Here is a 17,905-nt window from a genome sequence, read left to right on the forward strand (position 1 = left end):
CATTCTAACCAATACATAGACAAGATATGTTAAGGAGATACCTCATGATCGAAAAGGGACGTTTGACTGTTAGACAGCTCGCTTCACTCATGTTCCTGTGCACAATTGGGGAGCAGATTCTGGTCTTCCCTTCCATGATCACATCCTACGCTCATCAGGATGCCTGGTTATCAGCCTTGTTGGGTGTCGCAGGGGGCCTTGGCATACTCTTCATTATGCTTGTTGCCTACAAACTGCATCCCCGGTTGAATCTGATTCAAAATGCCCTTCGAACACTGGGACCCTGGATCGGGACCTTGTTTGGCTCTTTTTATCTCTTTTATTTCCTGATCAGTACCTCAACGTTCATTAGGGAGATTGGCGATTTTATGTCTACCCAGATCTTGCCGGAATCTCCATTACTGATTCTGCATTTGGTTTTTATGTGTGCGCTTGTCTGGGGGCTTCTGTCGGGTCTGGAGAGCATTGGTAAAACTGCTGAGGTCTTTCTTCCTCTGATCGTGTTGTTTCTGCTTATTCTGACGGTGTGTCTAATCCCCCATGTACGTTTGGCCAACATCCAACCTGTGCTGGCACAAGGCTTTCTTGATCCACTCAAAGGGTTTGTCGCTGTACTCACGTATCCTTATTGCGAGCTGTGCATTTTCATGATGCTCTTTCCCTACACGAAAAAGGAGCCCCATCTGGAGAAGGACATTCTGTTAGCAGGGATGATTGGCGGATTGTTACTCACACTGACGCTGAGTATGTGTCTGCTCGTTATGGGACCATGGATGACCCAGCATCACTGGTTCGCTTCTTTCAACCTTTCACAGAAGATCAATATCGGAAACTTTATGCAACGCATCGAAGCCTTCATAGCATCGGTCTGGATTATTGCTGTTTTCTTCAAAGCCGCTCTGTTCTTCTACGGTTTTGTCCTGGGCGTCGCTCACCTGTTTCGCTTGTCCAGTCACCGTTCTCTGATCCTGCCGGGTGCCATGCTTATTCTCGCCATGTCTATTCTAATCTCTCCGAACGAGACCTTTTATCTCAAGGTCGTTATTCCCTATTGGATTGATTGGGATCTGACCTGTGGCGTAGCACTCCCGTTACTGCTCATTCTGGTGCATCATATGAAGTCCCGCTTTCAAAAATATAGTAAAATTCCGAATTAACCTGCGCTAATTGGTTGATACGAGAGAGGAGTTCCCCATGTTCAAACCGTTGATTCCGTTCGAACCCATATCCAGAGATACTTTGCCCACAGGGCCGCAATGGATTGCCCAAGTCAAGTGGGATGGAGTCCGCATGCTTGCCTATGAGGACGGGCATGAGCTGCGCCTGGTGAATCGCAGATTACATGATCGAACCGCACAGTATCCCGAGCTGGTAACACCACGCAATCTATGTTCAGGCTCCTCTTATATCTTGGATGGAGAAGTTATTGCGCTGGACCCGGACACCGGAAAACCTTCGTTTTATCACGTTCTGCGGCGGGATCGGATGAGCAGACCCGAAGGTATCACCCAAGCCATACATCAGATTCCGGTCACATATATGGTATTTGATATCCTGTTCTATGAGGGGAAATGGGTGACGGATCAGCCTTTGGCAGATCGACAGCGCCTGTTGCACGAGGTCCTTAACACCGTTCCCCATGTTCAGGAGGTCACCAATACACTTGATGCCGCTTCCCTGCTTACGGTCATGAGACAACATCAGATGGAAGGCATTGTCTGCAAAGATCTCACCAGCAGTTATGGCATACAGGGCAAAGACCAGCGCTGGCAGAAGGTCAAAATCATGCATGACGTATATGCCATGATCGGGGGAGTCACGTACCGGAGCGGTATTGTGAATGCCGTCGCGGTCGGTGTATATGATGGGCCTGATTTTGTCTATATTGGTCATGTCGGGACTGGCAAGCTGAACTCCAATACGTGGCGGGAACTCACACATCAAGTCGAACCTCTGATCAGGCAGGACAGACCGTTCCATAATGTACCCGAGCGCAGTGCAGAGACCACCTGGGTGGAACCGCGAATAGGAGTCAAAGTGCAATATATGGAGTTGACTCATCATAACACTCTACGCCACCCCAGTATTCAAACCTTCGCGGATGTAACCCGTGAGGATTGTCTGGCGAACCAGCTTCTTCAATGAGCAGTCCAAGATTGATTACACGTATAGGAGGTGTTCCATATGGCCCCCAAGATCCAAGGAACCATAATAATAGACGGCACTGAGCTGACGGTCACCAACCCGGACAAGCTGTTGTGGCCTGATGCGGGTGTCACCAAAGCCATCTATCTGCAAAAGCTGGCCGCTCTGGCTCCTTATCTGCTCACGTATACGAGCAATCGACTTCTCACCACGATAAGATATCCCCACGGCGCTGGAGGAACATTTTTCTATCAAAAGAATGCCCCTGAGCCTGTACCAGATTATGTGCACACTGAAGTTCACGACGGCATCCGCTATGTGGTCATGAATGGACTTCCCGAATTGTTATGGCTTGGTAATCTGGCTGCACTTGAATTTCATCCTTCTCTGCATACTGTGGGAAGCCATCTGCCCAGTGAATGGATGATTGATCTGGACCCCTCTCAGGAACATGAACCCCGGATCATGCAAGCTGCACTCATCGTTGGCGAAACCCTGACTTCCCTTGGTCTGAGGTCCATTCCCAAAACTTCGGGCGCAACAGGAGTTCAGATCATCGTTCCCATTGTGCAGGGGGTAACCTTTGATGAATTGAGAGAGGTTGGTTATTTTGTAGGCAAATATGTCACTCAGAAGCACCCGGATCTGTTCACACTGGAACGACTCAAAAAGGACCGTGGAGACCGCATTTATTTTGACTATCTCCAGCATTATGGAGGCAAGACCCTTGCCGCTCCCTATACACCACGTGCCAAATCTGGCGCCACTGTCTCTACACCCCTTACCTGGGATGAGGTTCGAAGAAACGTCTCCATCCAGGATTATCATCTGATGAACATTATTGAACGCTTGAACCAAACCGGTGATTTAATCGCAGCTGTAGAACCCCAACCGGTAGAGCTCATTCTCAAACATTTGAAGAAAAAATAGCCGACTCCCTCATCACAAGGGTGTCGGCTATTATCATTCATGTATATATCAATCGCTAATGGATACCTTTTTTCTTGAAACGTCCGCCCTTCACGTCATGAATGTTACCGATAGCCACAAAGGCTTGCGGGTCCCAATCTTCAACGATGGTCTTCAGCTTCGCTTCTTCCAAACGGGTAATCACGACAAAAATGATCTTTTTCTCGTCCCCGCTGAATCCACCCTCTCCATCCAGGAAAGTTACACCACGACCAAGACGGTCTGTCAGGGCTGAACCGATATCACGATATTTCTCACTAATGATCCAGACCGATTTGGACTGGTCAAGTCCTTCATTCACAATATCAATCATCTTCATCGCAATATAATATGCAATCATGGAATACAGGGCATTCGGCCAGCCGAATACAAATCCTGCACCTGCAAAAATAAACACGTTAATGAACAATACGATCTGTCCTACAGACAAAGGTGACTTCTCACTAAGCAAGATCGCCACAATCTCCGTACCATCCAGTGAACCGCCAGACCGAATGACAAGTCCAACACCCACACCCAGGATCAATCCGCCAAATACAGCTCCGAGCAAAGGCTCCCCTGGTGTTAATGCAGGCACATGGTGCAATAATGATGTCCCGATGGACATGACCACGATCCCCAGCAGTGTGGATAACGCAAATGTTTTACCAATCTGCTTGTAACCAAGAATCAGGAAAGGCAAGTTAAGCAAGGTCAGGAATACTCCGAGTGGCAGATGTGTAAGTTCTGACACCATAATTGAAATCCCCGTAATCCCACCATCAATAACACCATTCGGTACGAGAAACACTTCAAGCGATACAGCCATTAGTGCAGCACCGATCAGAATCATCACAATACGTTGCAGCAGCTTTAATGTAAACACCGAGCTTTTGACCCCGCGGTCAGCTTGCTTGGCTGTTAGTTCTTTCACCGTTACATTGGACATGGTATCCCCCCCGTTAAATCAGTGTGTGAATCCATTTTATAAATCATTTAAATACTCAGGGTGAATCTACATATGGAGAACAGCAAACTGCGTTCTATATGTACCCTGGCTATACAGCGCAAGCATCTAAAGGCGATATAAAATGGATTCAAAATGTTATTCATCCCGGTTTGCACTTTCAATAGAGAGCAAAAGGGAGCCTGTTTTCCCGCAGACTCCCCTCCTTCGCCAAGACATGATTTATATATCTATTATATCATAAAAGATCAAATTTGCGCAAAATACTTAGCAAAAAGAAGATAAATTCACAAAAAGTGAACTTATCTTCAGAAATCTGCCCTAAATCGGCTAAAGAAGCGGAGAAAGCATCCGAGAAAGCATTTCTGCGCCTTTTTGCCGTCGTGAACGCTTCTGAAATACCTCCCCATCGATCTGACTGCATTCCCCGAGATCACGTTCAAAGTCAGTGATCAAACGACGAATCGGAGAGGACTCGAACAGGACAGCCGTCAACTCAAAATTGCAAAAAAAACTGCGCATATCCATATTGGCCGTGCCTACCGTTGCAAGCAACTCATCCACAATCATGACTTTGGCATGTACAAAACCTTTGCGATATTGGAAGAACTCAACACCTGCTCGCAGAAGTTCCTCTACATATGAAAGGGATGCCAAATGAACAAGCTTTGAATCGGATTGATATGGAATGATAATTTTCACATCAACGCCACTGACAGCAGCTGTTTTGAGTGCCTCATACAGGGCAGGATCAGGGATAAAATAAGGTGTGGTAATGTATATCCGTTCACAAGCTACCGAAATGGCCCCAAAACACATTTCCTGAATGGCATCCCAGTCCTGATCCGGCCCACTGGCCAGAATCTGAATTCGTTCTTCCCCGCTACAGATATGGGGTGGAAATAATTCTGCAAGCTGGGGTTCGGTAATTCGCTCACCGGAAGCTAATTTCCAGTCGTTCAGGAACGTACTTTGCAGGAAGTACACGGCATCTCCCTCGATCTGCACATGTGTATCCCGCCAGAAACCCACCTCTGGATATTGTCCAAGATAATCATCGCCTACATTAATACCACCCACGAAACCTACCTGTCCATCCACAACAACAATTTTACGGTGATTCCGGTAGTTGACTCTTCGGTCAATCGTGGCAATCAGTGGCGGTAGAAAATAATGAAACTCCACACCTGCATCCTGCAGTTTGCGGATAAAACTCCAGCTCATCTTGTGACTGCCGAGACCGTCACATATAAACCGAACCTTCACGCCCTCCTGTGCCTTGCGAATCATGACATCCTGAAACTTCGTGCTGATCACATCATCACGGAAAATGTAAAATTCCACATGCAGATGGTGCTTCGCTTTTTCCATTTCCCTCAGCATTGCCGCAAATGCCTCTTCACCATTCGTGAGCACCGTACTGTGGTTACACCCCGTAATCGGGCTCTCCGACAGATGGGATAACAGGTTAAACAATCGATGCTGGTGACTGAAACGATCGCCAGGCATCTGTTCGACATCTCCAATGATGTGGGCTTGTTCCCAGATCGTTTCCTTCATTTCACGGAAGATGCGCGATCCACCCTTGCGGAGTTTTTTTCGTTTGTTATAATCCTGCGCCACGAAATAGTACACTACAAAACCGATCAAAGGCACACAGAACAAAATAAACAGCCAAGCCACAGCTTTAGCCGGATTACGAAATTCCAGCAAAAGAATCGTGGCTGCCTGGAAAATAAATACGAGTAATATAATGACCAGCCAGAACATTCGGCTTCCTCCTCAAGTGGCAAGCTTCATGACCTTGCCTTTCTCTCACCTACACATCTTTGACGATTATGTATACAGCTAATCATAGATACCCAATGTACCCCCTATTCGTAACGTTTGCTTAGATAAAACTTTACATAACCAGACGGAATACTTGATTCTGGAAATTCAAATTTCTACTTTGTTCATTGTATATTCTGACTGTGTTACCTTCTACATATCAGTTTAATGATGGAGCAGATTCGCATTGTGACGCCAATCTGCTTATTCCACCTTCCAGACTCTTCCTCATTTCTTTGTCTGGAGGTGGTCTTCTTACGTAAAATTAGATATAATAATCGTTAAAAACTTATTACCTAAAGGAGAAGAGCAGTGAATGGAAAGTGAGAGGTATGCGTTAAATTTAGTAATGGTTGCTTTTTTGATAGGACTTTCGGCGTTTTTTGTTGCAGTGGAATTCGCTCTGGTGCGGGTTCGACCGAGCCGGATCGACCAAATGATTGCAGAAGGAAACAAGCGTGCGCTGGCTGTTAAACAAGCCGTTGCCAATCTGGACGGATATTTGTCTGCCTGCCAGCTTGGAATCACGATCACATCTCTGGGACTGGGCTGGCTGGGTGAACCGACGGTAGAGAAGATTCTCCACCCTGTGTTTGAAAGCTTGCAAATTCCTGAGGCGGTTTCTTCATTCTTATCGTTTGTAATCGCGTTTGCTTCCATCACGTATCTGCATGTTGTGGTTGGTGAACTCGCTCCAAAAACGATTGCAATCCGGAAAGCCGAAACTGTTGCACTGCTGACGTCTACACCTATCATCTGGTTTAACCGAATTATGTATCCTTTTATCTGGCTGTTAAACGGCTCAGCGAACCAACTGGTGAAACTGTTCGGGATCAAACCTGCTTCTGAACATGAAGATGCACACTCCGAAGAAGAGTTGCAGATCATCATTAATGAAAGCTTTGAAAGTGGTAAAATCAACCAAGCCGAATTCGGTTATGTAAGCCGGATCTTTGCTTTTGATGAGATGTTAGCCAAAGAAATCATGGTACCCCGGACCGATATGGTCTGCCTTTATGTGAATAGAACAAACGAGGAAAACCTGGAGATCATTCGTGAAGAACAATATACACGTTTTCCAGTAGTGAATGAGAGTAAAGACGATATCATCGGTATCATTAATACGAAACAATTCTTCCTGGAACTATACGGAAACGATGAACCTGTTGATCTATCCTCCCTGATTCAGCCTGTATCGGCTGTTCACGAAACAACTCCTGTGAAGGACTTGCTCAAGAAAATGCAGAAGGATGGCGTACATATCGCCGTACTTGTCGACGAATATGGGGGAACTTCCGGAATTGTAACCATCGAGGATGTACTTGAGCAGATTGTTGGTGAGATTCGCGACGAGTTCGACGCAGACGAAGTGGAAGATATTCAAGTCATCAATGAGAACTATGTCATTATGGATGGCAAGGTTTCCTTATCGAAGGTGAACGACATGTTTATGTCCAGCCTGGATGCAGATGAGTGGGACACCATTGGTGGATGGCTCTACAGCCATCGTCCCGAGATGAACGAACAGGAAGAATATGAGTTCGAGAATCTAATCTTTGTTTTGCTGGAAAAAGACAAGAATCGGTTCTACAAAGTGGCCGTTGTTCCCAAGGAACCACTGACCATGTCTGATTATACAGATGAAGACGAGAAAGAGTCCAATTGGTCTAAATAAAGCAAATTTATAAATAAGAAGAGGAGCACTTGCCTATATTGGTAAGTGCTCCTCTTTTTATATCTCGCCCCATGTGTCACTTCCCATTGTTATCACTCAACCAAGATTGGAAATCCCGTTTTAGTTTGATTTTAATACCCATTTCGCAATATCATCGATAATGGCTTTGGAGACATTAGATGGCTCAGCGTACTCTTGACCGATCGAAAGTCCATCATAGCTGGATAAAAGATGATTTACCTTTGGATAGCTATTGTACGTTACATTGGAATGACCTTGGAGAGACGATTTCCAGGTTTGGAATTGATTCATAGACACTTGCACATCGTTTTCGCCTTGTATAACAAGCATAGGTGTATTTTGTGTTTTAGCCAGTTCCGCAGGCACATAATCTCTCTGCTCAAACCACCAATAAGCAGGTTGAAGTGGAAACGCCTCAGGAAGATGATCTACAGAATATTTTGGATCTTTAACCATCGCAGCTACATTTTTATAAAAATCAGCTTGCCCTTGAATGACATCCGTGTCTAAACCAAGCTGCTTCATCCGCTCTACCAATTCGTCCTGCTGCTCGGTAAGCACATCCACAAAGCTACTACTTGGTGCAGCCAGTAGAATACTTCCTGCAATATCATGTTGTTTATCCTCAGCAATGATTAACGGCATTGCAAACCCGCCTTGACTATGTCCAGCTACAAAAATCGCTGTAGAATCAATATGTGTATTCTTTTTAAGCAATTCCACTGCATCGTTTACCTGATCTACGCTCTCTTGTTTTAATGTGAATTTAGGCTGTGAAGCCACCTTATAGGTATGCTCATACGTGACCTTATCGTATCTTAATACAGCAACTCCTTGTGAAGCCAAACCTACCGCAAGATCGCGAAACGGCTTTGCACCACCAATGGCAGCATCTTGATTGTTAGGCCCAGATCCGTGTACCAGAATGACAACCGGGAAAGGTCCCTCTCCCTTGGGCAAAGTTAATGTCCCGGGCAAAGCTAAATCACCCTGACCAACCGTAATGTCTTGTTCTGTATAGGTAGATGGGTCGTCGTAGCTTGGTTTTTGATACACATCTGGCGTAGCGGCGGCAATATGCAAATCATCCACAAGTCCGTTATGATTCATTCTGACCGTAATATTTAAACTAGTCAGTTCTGTCTTAAAAGTATAGGTAACATTGCGATGCACTGTGTTATTTTCTACATGCTTAGCTATGGCTTCACTTGTAATTTTGCCATTTTGTCCTTCTAAAGCTCCCCACAGCTGACTCAACAACGTGGGTGACAACACTCCACTCACAGAGGTATGAACATACTTGGCAGCCTCCTTGCCATCGCCCTCACTAATAAGGGAAATGAATATATCCTCAGGTGCTGCCTTCAGCGTCTCGGAAAGAAATGCCCCATCCATATAGGTAGTTCCTTTCGTTAACTGAACAGGATTGTCTAAGGATATGGCTTGCCCATTCACCATCGCCTGTTTCTCTCCTACCTTAACTACAATCGTAAGCTCACTTTTTCGTATTGTGATTTCTCCTGTCTTTTGTTGCCAAGATACCTCTGCCCCATTCTTTTCTGCAATCTCACGAATAGGAACAAGATTTTCACTACCAGCGGATTTTTCAGCAGCTTCTGAGATGGATGTTACCGGAAGGATGAGACCTACGAAAGTAAGAGAAAGTAATAGCTTTTTCCAATTGTTCATTGTAATAACTCCTCCTAATAATTAATTTCATCTATTATATGCATAGCATTATGAGCATTTATTGGCTCAGGACTATGCTTATAACAACAATAGCAATGATGAATAACAACAGGACCCAAGATAGTGGACGAGCGAAGTTAATTGTCCAGCCTATTCCATAACGCTTTTCTATGGTTAAAGAAGGATCATTGGCATTGAAGTAAATAAACCCAAGCTTCCAATGATCATCGTCATTCACAGGCTGCTCCTTAGATCGTTCGTGATCCTCTTGTTGATTACGAATTTTGCCACCGCCTTGTCTGCCTGTGAGAGACAGCCATACAACACCTAACACGATCACCACAGGAGTGATGAAGCTAATAGCTGTTAACAAGACCAGATTAGGGACGAACATATTGATCTGAATAAAGGCAAATAAGATGGTAAGAAGTAATCCTGTTACAAGCGTAAATAGGGACCATTTACGGCGGAATTGAATATTTTCAGTAGCAAATTGGCCCGGATTAGACGTAGTAAGCTGTTGTTTACTTGATTTAATACTCCAGTTAACCAACATCATAAGTGCAATGATTCCTAGCTGTACAAGATTAATAGCCAGTACCGAGAGGTAAGTTTTAGGCACACTGGAAGTGACATGGCCTTGAAGATCATATTTTATTGGAATGACGTTAGGTAGTGCCTTATAATTCAGGATCGAAATGATCGCAATGGCAACAATAATAGCAATGTGAATGAGAAACCAATAGTTGGAATAGGTGAGTTTATTTTGGCGAAAGGTGGTATCGATTTTAACTCTTTGAGGTGCTTCTACAGTTGTAAGTGTTCCTTTTATCTTTTTCATCTTGAAATAAAATAAGATGTGTAGCGCTGTCCAGTACACAATAAATATCATTGTGCTAACACCGGTAATCATTGCGGTAGCATCTTCATTAGCAGATCGGAGAAAATACAGACAGACAAGTATAACCATCCCGTTTCCGATCAGACTTACTGTAGCAAACGTACTTCTTAGCTTACGTAAGATGGGTGTGTAGTAATTATATTGACTTACCGTAACCCCGAAGCTAATGGTTTCCCTTGTCAGATATGGTGTAAAAGATAGAAGTAAGGCTAATGGAGCAAAGATTAAAATGATAGGTAATATACTAAATAGCTGCATACATAACACACTCCCTTGATTCTTTACTCTTTGTTGTGACCCATCTTCACATCATCATACATTTGGTCTAACACCGCAGATAATTCTTCTTTGGTCATTCCTCGACAGATCGCTTCCGCAATAATCGGTCTTAATTCTCTTTGCTGCTTTTTCAAAAAATCATCCGTTAAACCAGGCATTCCATCAGGGTTCACTACAACTCCCTTTTGTCTATGAACTAGAATGTATCCATCTTGCTTGAGTAGTGTATAAGCCTTATTGACGGTGTGAAGGTTAACACCGATATCTGCGGCCAAATTCCGAACCGAAGGTAACGCCTCACCTAGCTGTAACTCACCACCAGCAATGCCTTCAATAATTTGATAAACAAGTTGCGAATAGATGGGAAGTTCGGATTGCATATCCAGTTGAATAATCAAGGGTTCACCTTCTTTTGTTATCTGTTATATATCAAGTATAACAGATATAACATGAGTGAACAATATGTATGAAAAAAAGCCGCCTACCAATGGCGAGGGCAAACTTGCTTGCCCCTTCGCCATTGATATGCGGCTTATCCTGATGAGCTTATCGATGTGATTCAATAACAAACATTAGTAGTGGCACACATGATAGCGTTGTATTTCAAATTCCATTTAAGTTTCAGTCTTATCTTCGACAATCCGATAATGGATTTTGCGAACTATAATTTTCAGAATCATATATAGGGGAATCACGATGATCATACCCAAGATATTTCCCAGGTCAGCACCCACGAGCAAAAGGATAACGGTAGTCAGTGGATGAATATCGAGCTGTTTGCCATAGACATAAGGTGAGATCAGGTTATCCTGAATTTGCTGTGCGATTACAATGATGACCAGTGACCAGATCGCCATCGAAGGTGATTCGATAAACGCAACAATGACAACCGGAATAGCTGCCAGCAAAGCACCCACATAAGGGATGAAGTTCAGAATAATCGATACAACCGTCAGCAGCAATGCGTAAGGCAAACCTAAGATGAGAAAACCGATGTACATCAGAATCCCCAAGGCTACATTAACAATAACCCGGCCAACAATATAGTTACTTAGTGCTTCATCAATCTCATGGACGGTTTCTTCCCCATCCTTCCGATAATGTCTTGGCAACAATAAGGTCAGATTCGTTCCAAACTTGCTGCCTTCCTTGAGCATGTAATACAACATGATCGGGAACGTTGCCAGAATAATAACCAGATTTGATACCACGGAGAATAACCCGGAGACATAATTGGTTACCTGAGTGATCCCTTGACTCAGAACATCGGATAAACGTGAGAATAGATTGGAATCATCAGGCAGGTATCTGGATACAACATTGCTCTTTTCAAGTGCATTCAACTGATCGCTGAGTGAAGTAACCAACGCTGGAGCATTCTCTACGAAATTCATCAATTGTTCACGCAGGGAAGGCCATACAAGCACACTAAAACCTGCAAGTATTAGTGCAATTACGACATAAATAATCAGAACTGACAATGCACGTTTGATCTTATGCCTTTCCATATAATCGACAAGCGGGCGCAGCAGATAATAGAAGAAACCAGCAATCAGCAGCGGAATGATGATGATGTGAATCAGTGAGGTCAGGGGGCTGAAAATAAAGTTCACTTTTTCCCCCAGATACACGATGAGCAGCAGCAGAATAATCGCTGTACATATGCGGTAGAACTTGTTATTTATCAAGAAACGTGATCCCTCCATGCGCTGCTCTGCCAAAGTGACTGCGGCGTTCATATGTATATCTAGTCATTTACTTATGATACTAAGTACCCTTAAATGACAGTCATGCCACAGGCGATGCTGAATATACACTTATTTTCTTTCCAAAACAAACATTGGAGCAAAAAAAAGAAGCAGGCGTTAGCCTGCCACATCTCTTTTGCTGAATACAACCCAGGAAATCACCATGAAAATAACGTAATACACCGCCAGAACTGCAATGGAGAAACCCAGTGTCATTCCTGCACTCGGACCACCCATTAGCGCAAAATCCGCCCCGGAGGTCATGTATTTGCTAAGATCCATGTTGTTGAATAGAACATACTTGGCCCACTCATAACGGACCGGATTGAATATGAGTGAGAAGATACTCTGTGAGAACATAATGAACAGAGATAATCCAATCGCAAGTGCACCTGAACGAAATACAGAGGACACCATAAAGGCAATCGCAAGCGTAATGAACAGATCAACGTACAAATATCCCCATAACGTCAGAGCATTCGTAGCCGGACTACCGCTTCCTCCCGGAGCATCATGCGAGAAAAGGATATAAGACGTTAGCATGGCCATCGCGATGATCAGCAATGTACTGACAATACTGAAGCCAACGACGGTCAGATATTTGGAAGCAAGAACTTTGCTTCGTGACCATGGACGGATCAGCAACAGCTTAATGGTTCCCCAGGTAAATTCGCCCGCAACCGATTCCGCTGCAATCACGACACAAAAGATCGTGTTCAGGAAAAACGTAATCTGGATGGTCGTTACAGCCGCTTCCCAGTACAAAACTTCATTGGACCCCATGCCTTCTCGCAGTAACACTGGCATTAATAGCGAGATCAGCGCCAGAATCGATAACATGATCCAGGTACGGGGACGACGGAAAATTTTCATATTCTCGTTCAATATCAGATTACCAAAACTACCCAATGCCTCCACCCCCAGTGACTTGCAAAAATTGTTCTTCCAGGGTGTGAGTCACGTTACGAATACCGTATACCTGAAACCCTTCGCTAACTAGCTTGGCATTGATATCCGGAATCTGCTCACGAGACACTCGCACCACCAGGACATTGCCCTGTACGATAGCACCCTGAATCAGATCCGCAGCGCGGTCAGCATCATTCAACTCAAAAGCAACTTCGATTAATGCATCCGAACCGGCTTCAGCCCGAAGGTTTCTTACATCAATCAACTTGCCGTTCTGGATGATGGCTACGGTATCACACATCAGCTCCATCTCCGACAATAAATGACTGGATACAAAGACCGTAATGCCTTCCTCTTGGGTGAGCTGACGCAAATAATCTCTCAGTTCCCGTATACCCTGTGGGTCCAAACCATTGGTCGGCTCATCCAGTACAAGCAGCTTCGGTTTATGTAATATCGCTTGCGCGACCCCCAGACGCTGGCGCATGCCAAGTGAATAGGTTTTGACCTTATCGTGAATACGGGCTGTGAGCCCCACACGCTCAATTGTTTCCGCAATACGTTCCTTCGTAACTCCCGGCGACATGCGGGCAAAGTGAACGAGATTTTGGTACCCGGTCAGAAACTTGTACATTTCCGGATTTTCCACAATAGCTCCTACCTGGGCTACCGCCTGCTCAAATTCATTTTTCACACTGTGTCCCGAGATGAAAATATCACCTTTACTGATGGACATCAGTCCAACCATCATTCGAATCGTCGTTGTTTTTCCCGCGCCATTAGGTCCTAAAAAACCAAAAACCTGCCCCGGAGAAATATCCAGAGTCAGGTCGCTGACCAATGATCGGGAGGATATGATCTTGCTGACGCCCTGAATCCGGACGACCGGCTCCTGCTGCATTCAATCCCCTCCTTCATGGACGAGCACATCATTCATGCCCGTTTCTCATATGCACATAGTGTATCATAATCTTTAGTATATTGTCCCGCAAACTGGGATTTCCCCTGACGTTTCGCTTCAACTACACACGCTTCACAGCATCCAAGCGGCATTTCACTCCGGTAGAATCCGGTGCGAAATACGTGATTGCCTCCATTGCCCTCTTCCTTCATTTCGACAGAGCTTCTAGTGACCGACACAATCATCCCACAACTGACACAGTAAAAGCGGCCCGTTTCGATCAATGATATTCCTTCCCCTCACAAGGAGCTTAGAAGTCCTTGTTATTTGTCGTTAGACGCTGAAAATTGATACATTTTGTATCTATCTCGTAATTTACTTGACACCGGGACTAATGTCAAGGCTTTAAAGCTATAAAAACAAGAAAAACACAAAAAAAGCTCCAAAAATGCGACAAAAGTCTCGCATTTATGGAGCCTCATGTTAGGTAAATGATACAATTCGGTTCAATGTATGGGTTAATACTATTTCCTGATCAGTCACTATTGTCGACCTGCGAGGTATCCTCGTTTTTCTGATTTGGATAATACCAAAGTAAGGTCCACTCATCGCCATCCTCTACCAGATAACAGGTCTGCACAATATCGAATTGGCCAAAGGTACCTGTGTACTTCTGGGTGACCCGGATTCTGTAGGCTTCAGAAAATGGCTTAACGCCATCAATCACGGTTACATCGAACTCGCGCTCTGGTTTCTCCATCTCCAGCTCAAACGTTTCCACGCCAAAATGCTGCATAAATATATGTGCTCTGTTCTGTACGTAAGCACTCTTGGGAAACCGCTCTTTCATCAGGGGATGAAAGAGTTCCCACGAACTGCCGAAGTCACCTGTCTGCTCATATTTGTAAAACTCTTCGGCAACAGCAGCAGCTTCATCCGATGTATCTGCCTGAAACAAATACGGAATGGTTCTGGCAATCAACCACAGCAATAATACAATGATCGCGATGAAGCCGATCTTTTTGAGCAAAGCATTCCGGTTCCTTCTTCGCAGCATGTCCAGTCCTCCTTGTCCTACTCCATACTTATGATGGATAGCAGACAAGTAGAAGTTGCGATACATCTAATTTCCTGGGAAATCACTCGCTGTGAATGGAAGTACGCTTTCCTTTTCTGATCCTTCGGATCATGGACTGAAGTGCTGCATATATGGCAATCCCACAGCAGCCGCCGAGCAAGTCTACTCCAACATCACGTATCGAGCTTGTCCGATCCGGGCTGAACTGCTGAATATACTCATCAATGGAGGCTATAACAAACACCACAGCCAGAGCAGAAACGATACTGGTCACAAGGGAGGTTCTTCTGTACCGCATCCCGCCGTACACAAGCACGGCGAGCACAGCGTATACAAATAAGTGCGCACTCTTGCGAAAGATGAACTCTGCAAAATCATACGGCCGCTGCTTCAGCGAATACTCATACTCCCCGTAAGTGAATTGCACATCAGGAAGTGTAAAACCGATGTGCAATTTTTGAGACCATTTATGAAGCCAAGGCTGAATGTCTTGCTGTTGAGAGGATTGCGTGGACATGGACCAGATGACCAGAATCCAGATCACAATCAACAGCAGAGCAATGAGAAATCCGTACGTTCTTCGTACATGCTTTTGTCTCGTGCGCCCGGAGCCCTCCTCCATCATTTTGATCTTCACCACTTTCATATCTCTATCGTTATTCTATTGATCCAACATACATGCCTCTGCCATTTGTACCTACATATACCTGACCATAGATTTGACGGTCTGCCGCCATAATTTGCGGTTCATTGCCCAGCCCGATTCCATTACCTAAAGGACCTATATTGTTCCAGGTTACCCCCATATCATCGGAACGGAAGAATCCATGCACGTTATTTACGGTGCCATATACATAGACAGCCGGAACCAATCTGCCGGGCTGAGCTTTACCAAAGGCAAATAATTTGGAATTCTGCACACCCTGGATCTTGGAAAATGTATTTCCCGAGTTCGTTGATGCATATAATCCATCGGTTCCCAGACTCACCCATACATTATTCGCCACGCCAGGTGCAGCCTCGACTTTAATGAAGCTTGTATTGATATCCGTATTAATCGGAAGGCGAACCGTATTCGCTTTGGACCAGTTGGCACCTGCATCCGTAGACCGATACAGATAACCAGCAGCATACATATAAAATTTATATCCATTGATGCGATCCGCAGCCAGTGGATGATTATAGGCAAAGACCATATTCCCCCCGATGGCCTGAAAAGGGGCACCATTCATATTTTGCCATGTTGCGCCACGATTCGTGCTTCTGACCGGATTACCGGTCTGGGGGTAATAAACAATTACATTCGGATTGATGGCCGAGTAGGCGACCCTCCCCAGTTTGGAGCCAGCCGGAACATTCATTGGAGTTACCGTAACTCCGTTATTGGAAGAGACAAATAAACGTGTGGTGGTACCATACCAGTCACTGCTTCCCAGAAATATCATGTAATTCGGATTTGCCTCGTGATAGTCAATACTCACAATTTCTCGCATACCTGCGAGCGGGATTTTATTAAGAGGAACATCGGTTACATTTTCATGTCTAAATCCGACTTGATCCGTTAAACCACTAAAGAATGAAACACCCTGAGGTGGTGTGGATGCCGTGAGTGCGACGACTTCTTCATGACCATCGGTAATGGCTTCCCAAGTACTCGCTGTATTGCCAGTCAATCCAGTGGTACCATTGATATTTTCCGTCTTGTACACGCCAAACCAGTCTGTAGCGTATACGGTGCCCGGATTATGTGGATCAAACTTGATACTGGATGTGGCTGAGAAAAACATGTTGGGTGTCCACCAGGACGGTTTGGATACCAGCGTTTTGCTCACTGTTGTCCAACTCTGTCCGCCATTAACGGAACGATACAGTGGCAGATTATCTCCGCCTGTTCGAACGGCTGCCAGGATGTGATTATCATTATTGGGATCAATCGTGATTCCATAATAAGATGAGTAACTGGAGCTGGGTGTTATATTTGTCCACTGCACACCATTGAACTTGTAGACGCCCTGATTATCCGTGGTCACATACAACGTCCCGTTCTTCGCCACAGTCATACGTGCAGGATATTCGGGACTTCTCCCGGTAAGTTGCCAAGTGGTCTGCCCATTGCTTCTTGGTGCTTTGCTGTACACACCAATGCCGCGAACCCCCGCATACACAACTTGACCTTGCTTTGTCACGGGATTCAATCCATAAGCTACACTCCGAATTCCCTCACCGGACAGTCCGCTAGGTACATCCCATACCTTGCTCCATGTGGCTGCACCATCACTGGAAGTGTACAATCCATCATATCGTGTACCCACATGCAGGTAATTGGAGTTCGTGGGATTAACCGCGATGCTCTCTCCCATGGCTCGATGGATATTTCCATTTGATTCATTCCGAAGATTAAGTCCGGTTCGAGTCCAGGTCTCTCCCCGATCTGTGGATTTCAGAATATCACTCGGCCCCACGTTACCGTACTTCCCAGCAGCGATATACACGACATTAGGGTTTTGCTGATCCAGCGCAATTCCATCCACGCCGTACAGATTGCTGTCCTCATCTCCAAAATGATCCAGTAGTGGAACCCAATCTCCTGAAGCTGTATCCAACCGATATACTCCTCCAACGTCAGTTCGAGCGTAAACCAGATCAGGCTCAGTCGGATGGATAACCACCCCTGTAACGTACCCCCCACCACCAATAGGTATATTCTTCCATTGATAGTTTTGAGCTGATTGAACATAATTTGTACTTGCCGGTATCATGAGCATATACATTAGTAGCACAATCAGGGACAATTTCATTAGCCTGGAGATACGC

16 protein-coding genes are annotated in these 17,905 nt (G+C 45.0%); 4 read left to right on the forward strand and 12 right to left on the reverse strand.

All coding sequences use genetic code 11. The features are described from left to right. Positions 1–44: 44 nt before the first annotated feature. Genes PAEAM_RS31100 through ligD form a run of 3 tightly spaced genes read left to right on the forward strand, consistent with a single transcriptional unit; the run spans position 45 to position 3,075 of the window. The gene (locus PAEAM_RS31100) at positions 45–1,157 is read left to right on the forward strand and encodes a GerAB/ArcD/ProY family transporter (protein WP_165790120.1); all 1,113 of its coding nucleotides are present in this window, start codon (positions 45–47) and stop codon (positions 1,155–1,157) included. A gap of 37 nt (positions 1,158–1,194) precedes the next feature. Beyond that, entirely contained in the window at positions 1,195–2,145 is a 951-nt protein-coding gene (locus tag PAEAM_RS31105) for an ATP-dependent DNA ligase (RefSeq protein ID WP_100529985.1), read from the forward strand. Positions 2,146–2,184: 39 nt separating this feature from the next. Beyond that, complete coding sequence (ligD, locus tag PAEAM_RS31110; protein WP_100529986.1) at positions 2,185–3,075, forward strand: non-homologous end-joining DNA ligase; 891 nt, start codon at positions 2,185–2,187, stop codon at positions 3,073–3,075. Between the two features lie 55 nt (positions 3,076–3,130). Here the strand turns inward: ligD and PAEAM_RS31115 are convergent, their stop codons facing one another. After that, positions 3,131–4,042 (reverse strand): YitT family protein, encoded by a 912-nt coding sequence (locus tag PAEAM_RS31115; protein WP_036668942.1) that lies wholly within the window; start codon positions 4,040–4,042, stop codon positions 3,131–3,133. Positions 4,043–4,390: 348 nt separating this feature from the next. Continuing rightward, positions 4,391–5,830: a cardiolipin synthase gene (gene cls, locus PAEAM_RS31120; protein WP_036668941.1), complete on the reverse strand. Its 1,440-nt coding sequence runs from the start codon at positions 5,828–5,830 to the stop codon at positions 4,391–4,393. 376 nt (positions 5,831–6,206) lie between these two features. On the opposite strand from cls, the gene PAEAM_RS31125 reads away from it, so the two are divergent. After that, positions 6,207–7,565, forward strand: coding sequence for a hemolysin family protein (locus tag PAEAM_RS31125; protein WP_076209623.1), 1,359 nt, complete (start codon positions 6,207–6,209; stop codon positions 7,563–7,565). A 120-nt stretch (positions 7,566–7,685) separates the two neighbouring features. Here PAEAM_RS31125 and PAEAM_RS31130 read toward each other — a convergent pair whose 3' ends face one another. The 10 genes from PAEAM_RS31130 to PAEAM_RS31175 all read right to left on the reverse strand — a co-directional run bounded on the left by PAEAM_RS31130 (position 7,686) and on the right by PAEAM_RS31175 (position 17,889). Beyond that, positions 7,686–9,275 (reverse strand): alpha/beta hydrolase family protein, encoded by a 1,590-nt coding sequence (locus PAEAM_RS31130; protein ID WP_100529987.1) that lies wholly within the window; start codon positions 9,273–9,275, stop codon positions 7,686–7,688. Positions 9,276–9,333: 58 nt separating this feature from the next. Then, positions 9,334–10,116 (reverse strand): DUF1648 domain-containing protein, encoded by a 783-nt coding sequence (locus PAEAM_RS31135; protein ID WP_165790121.1) that lies wholly within the window; start codon positions 10,114–10,116, stop codon positions 9,334–9,336. 341 nt (positions 10,117–10,457) lie between these two features. After that, positions 10,458–10,853, reverse strand: a complete 396-nt coding sequence (locus tag PAEAM_RS31140) for a GntR family transcriptional regulator (protein WP_076319076.1) — start codon at positions 10,851–10,853, stop codon at positions 10,458–10,460. Positions 10,854–11,069: 216 nt separating this feature from the next. Continuing rightward, positions 11,070–12,143: an AI-2E family transporter gene (locus tag PAEAM_RS31145; protein ID WP_081745953.1), complete on the reverse strand. Its 1,074-nt coding sequence runs from the start codon at positions 12,141–12,143 to the stop codon at positions 11,070–11,072. Positions 12,144–12,320: 177 nt separating this feature from the next. Then, positions 12,321–13,112 (reverse strand): ABC transporter permease, encoded by a 792-nt coding sequence (locus PAEAM_RS31150; RefSeq protein ID WP_036611300.1) that lies wholly within the window; start codon positions 13,110–13,112, stop codon positions 12,321–12,323. Then, on the reverse strand, positions 13,105–14,013 hold the full coding sequence (locus tag PAEAM_RS31155; RefSeq protein WP_036668930.1) for an ABC transporter ATP-binding protein: 909 nt from the start codon (positions 14,011–14,013) through the stop codon (positions 13,105–13,107). The genes PAEAM_RS31150 and PAEAM_RS31155 overlap by 8 nt, the downstream gene beginning before the upstream one ends. A 32-nt stretch (positions 14,014–14,045) precedes the next feature. Continuing rightward, positions 14,046–14,297: a hypothetical protein gene (locus PAEAM_RS31160; protein WP_127551208.1), complete on the reverse strand. Its 252-nt coding sequence runs from the start codon at positions 14,295–14,297 to the stop codon at positions 14,046–14,048. Between the two features lie 251 nt (positions 14,298–14,548). Further along, positions 14,549–15,070 carry a hypothetical protein gene (locus PAEAM_RS31165; protein WP_036668926.1) on the reverse strand — a complete coding sequence of 174 codons (522 nt, stop codon included), beginning with the start codon at positions 15,068–15,070 and terminating at the stop codon, positions 14,549–14,551. An 82-nt stretch (positions 15,071–15,152) separates the two neighbouring features. Continuing rightward, positions 15,153–15,737, reverse strand: a complete 585-nt coding sequence (locus tag PAEAM_RS31170) for a VanZ family protein (protein WP_047841975.1) — start codon at positions 15,735–15,737, stop codon at positions 15,153–15,155. 10 nt (positions 15,738–15,747) lie between these two features. Further along, complete coding sequence (locus tag PAEAM_RS31175) at positions 15,748–17,889, reverse strand: WD40/YVTN/BNR-like repeat-containing protein (RefSeq protein ID WP_165790122.1); 2,142 nt, start codon at positions 17,887–17,889, stop codon at positions 15,748–15,750. Between the last annotated feature and the right edge of the window lie 16 nt (positions 17,890–17,905).

The organism is Paenibacillus sp. GM1FR (genome assembly GCF_002803315.1).
GTDB lineage: Bacteria > Bacillota > Bacilli > Paenibacillales > Paenibacillaceae > Paenibacillus > Paenibacillus amylolyticus.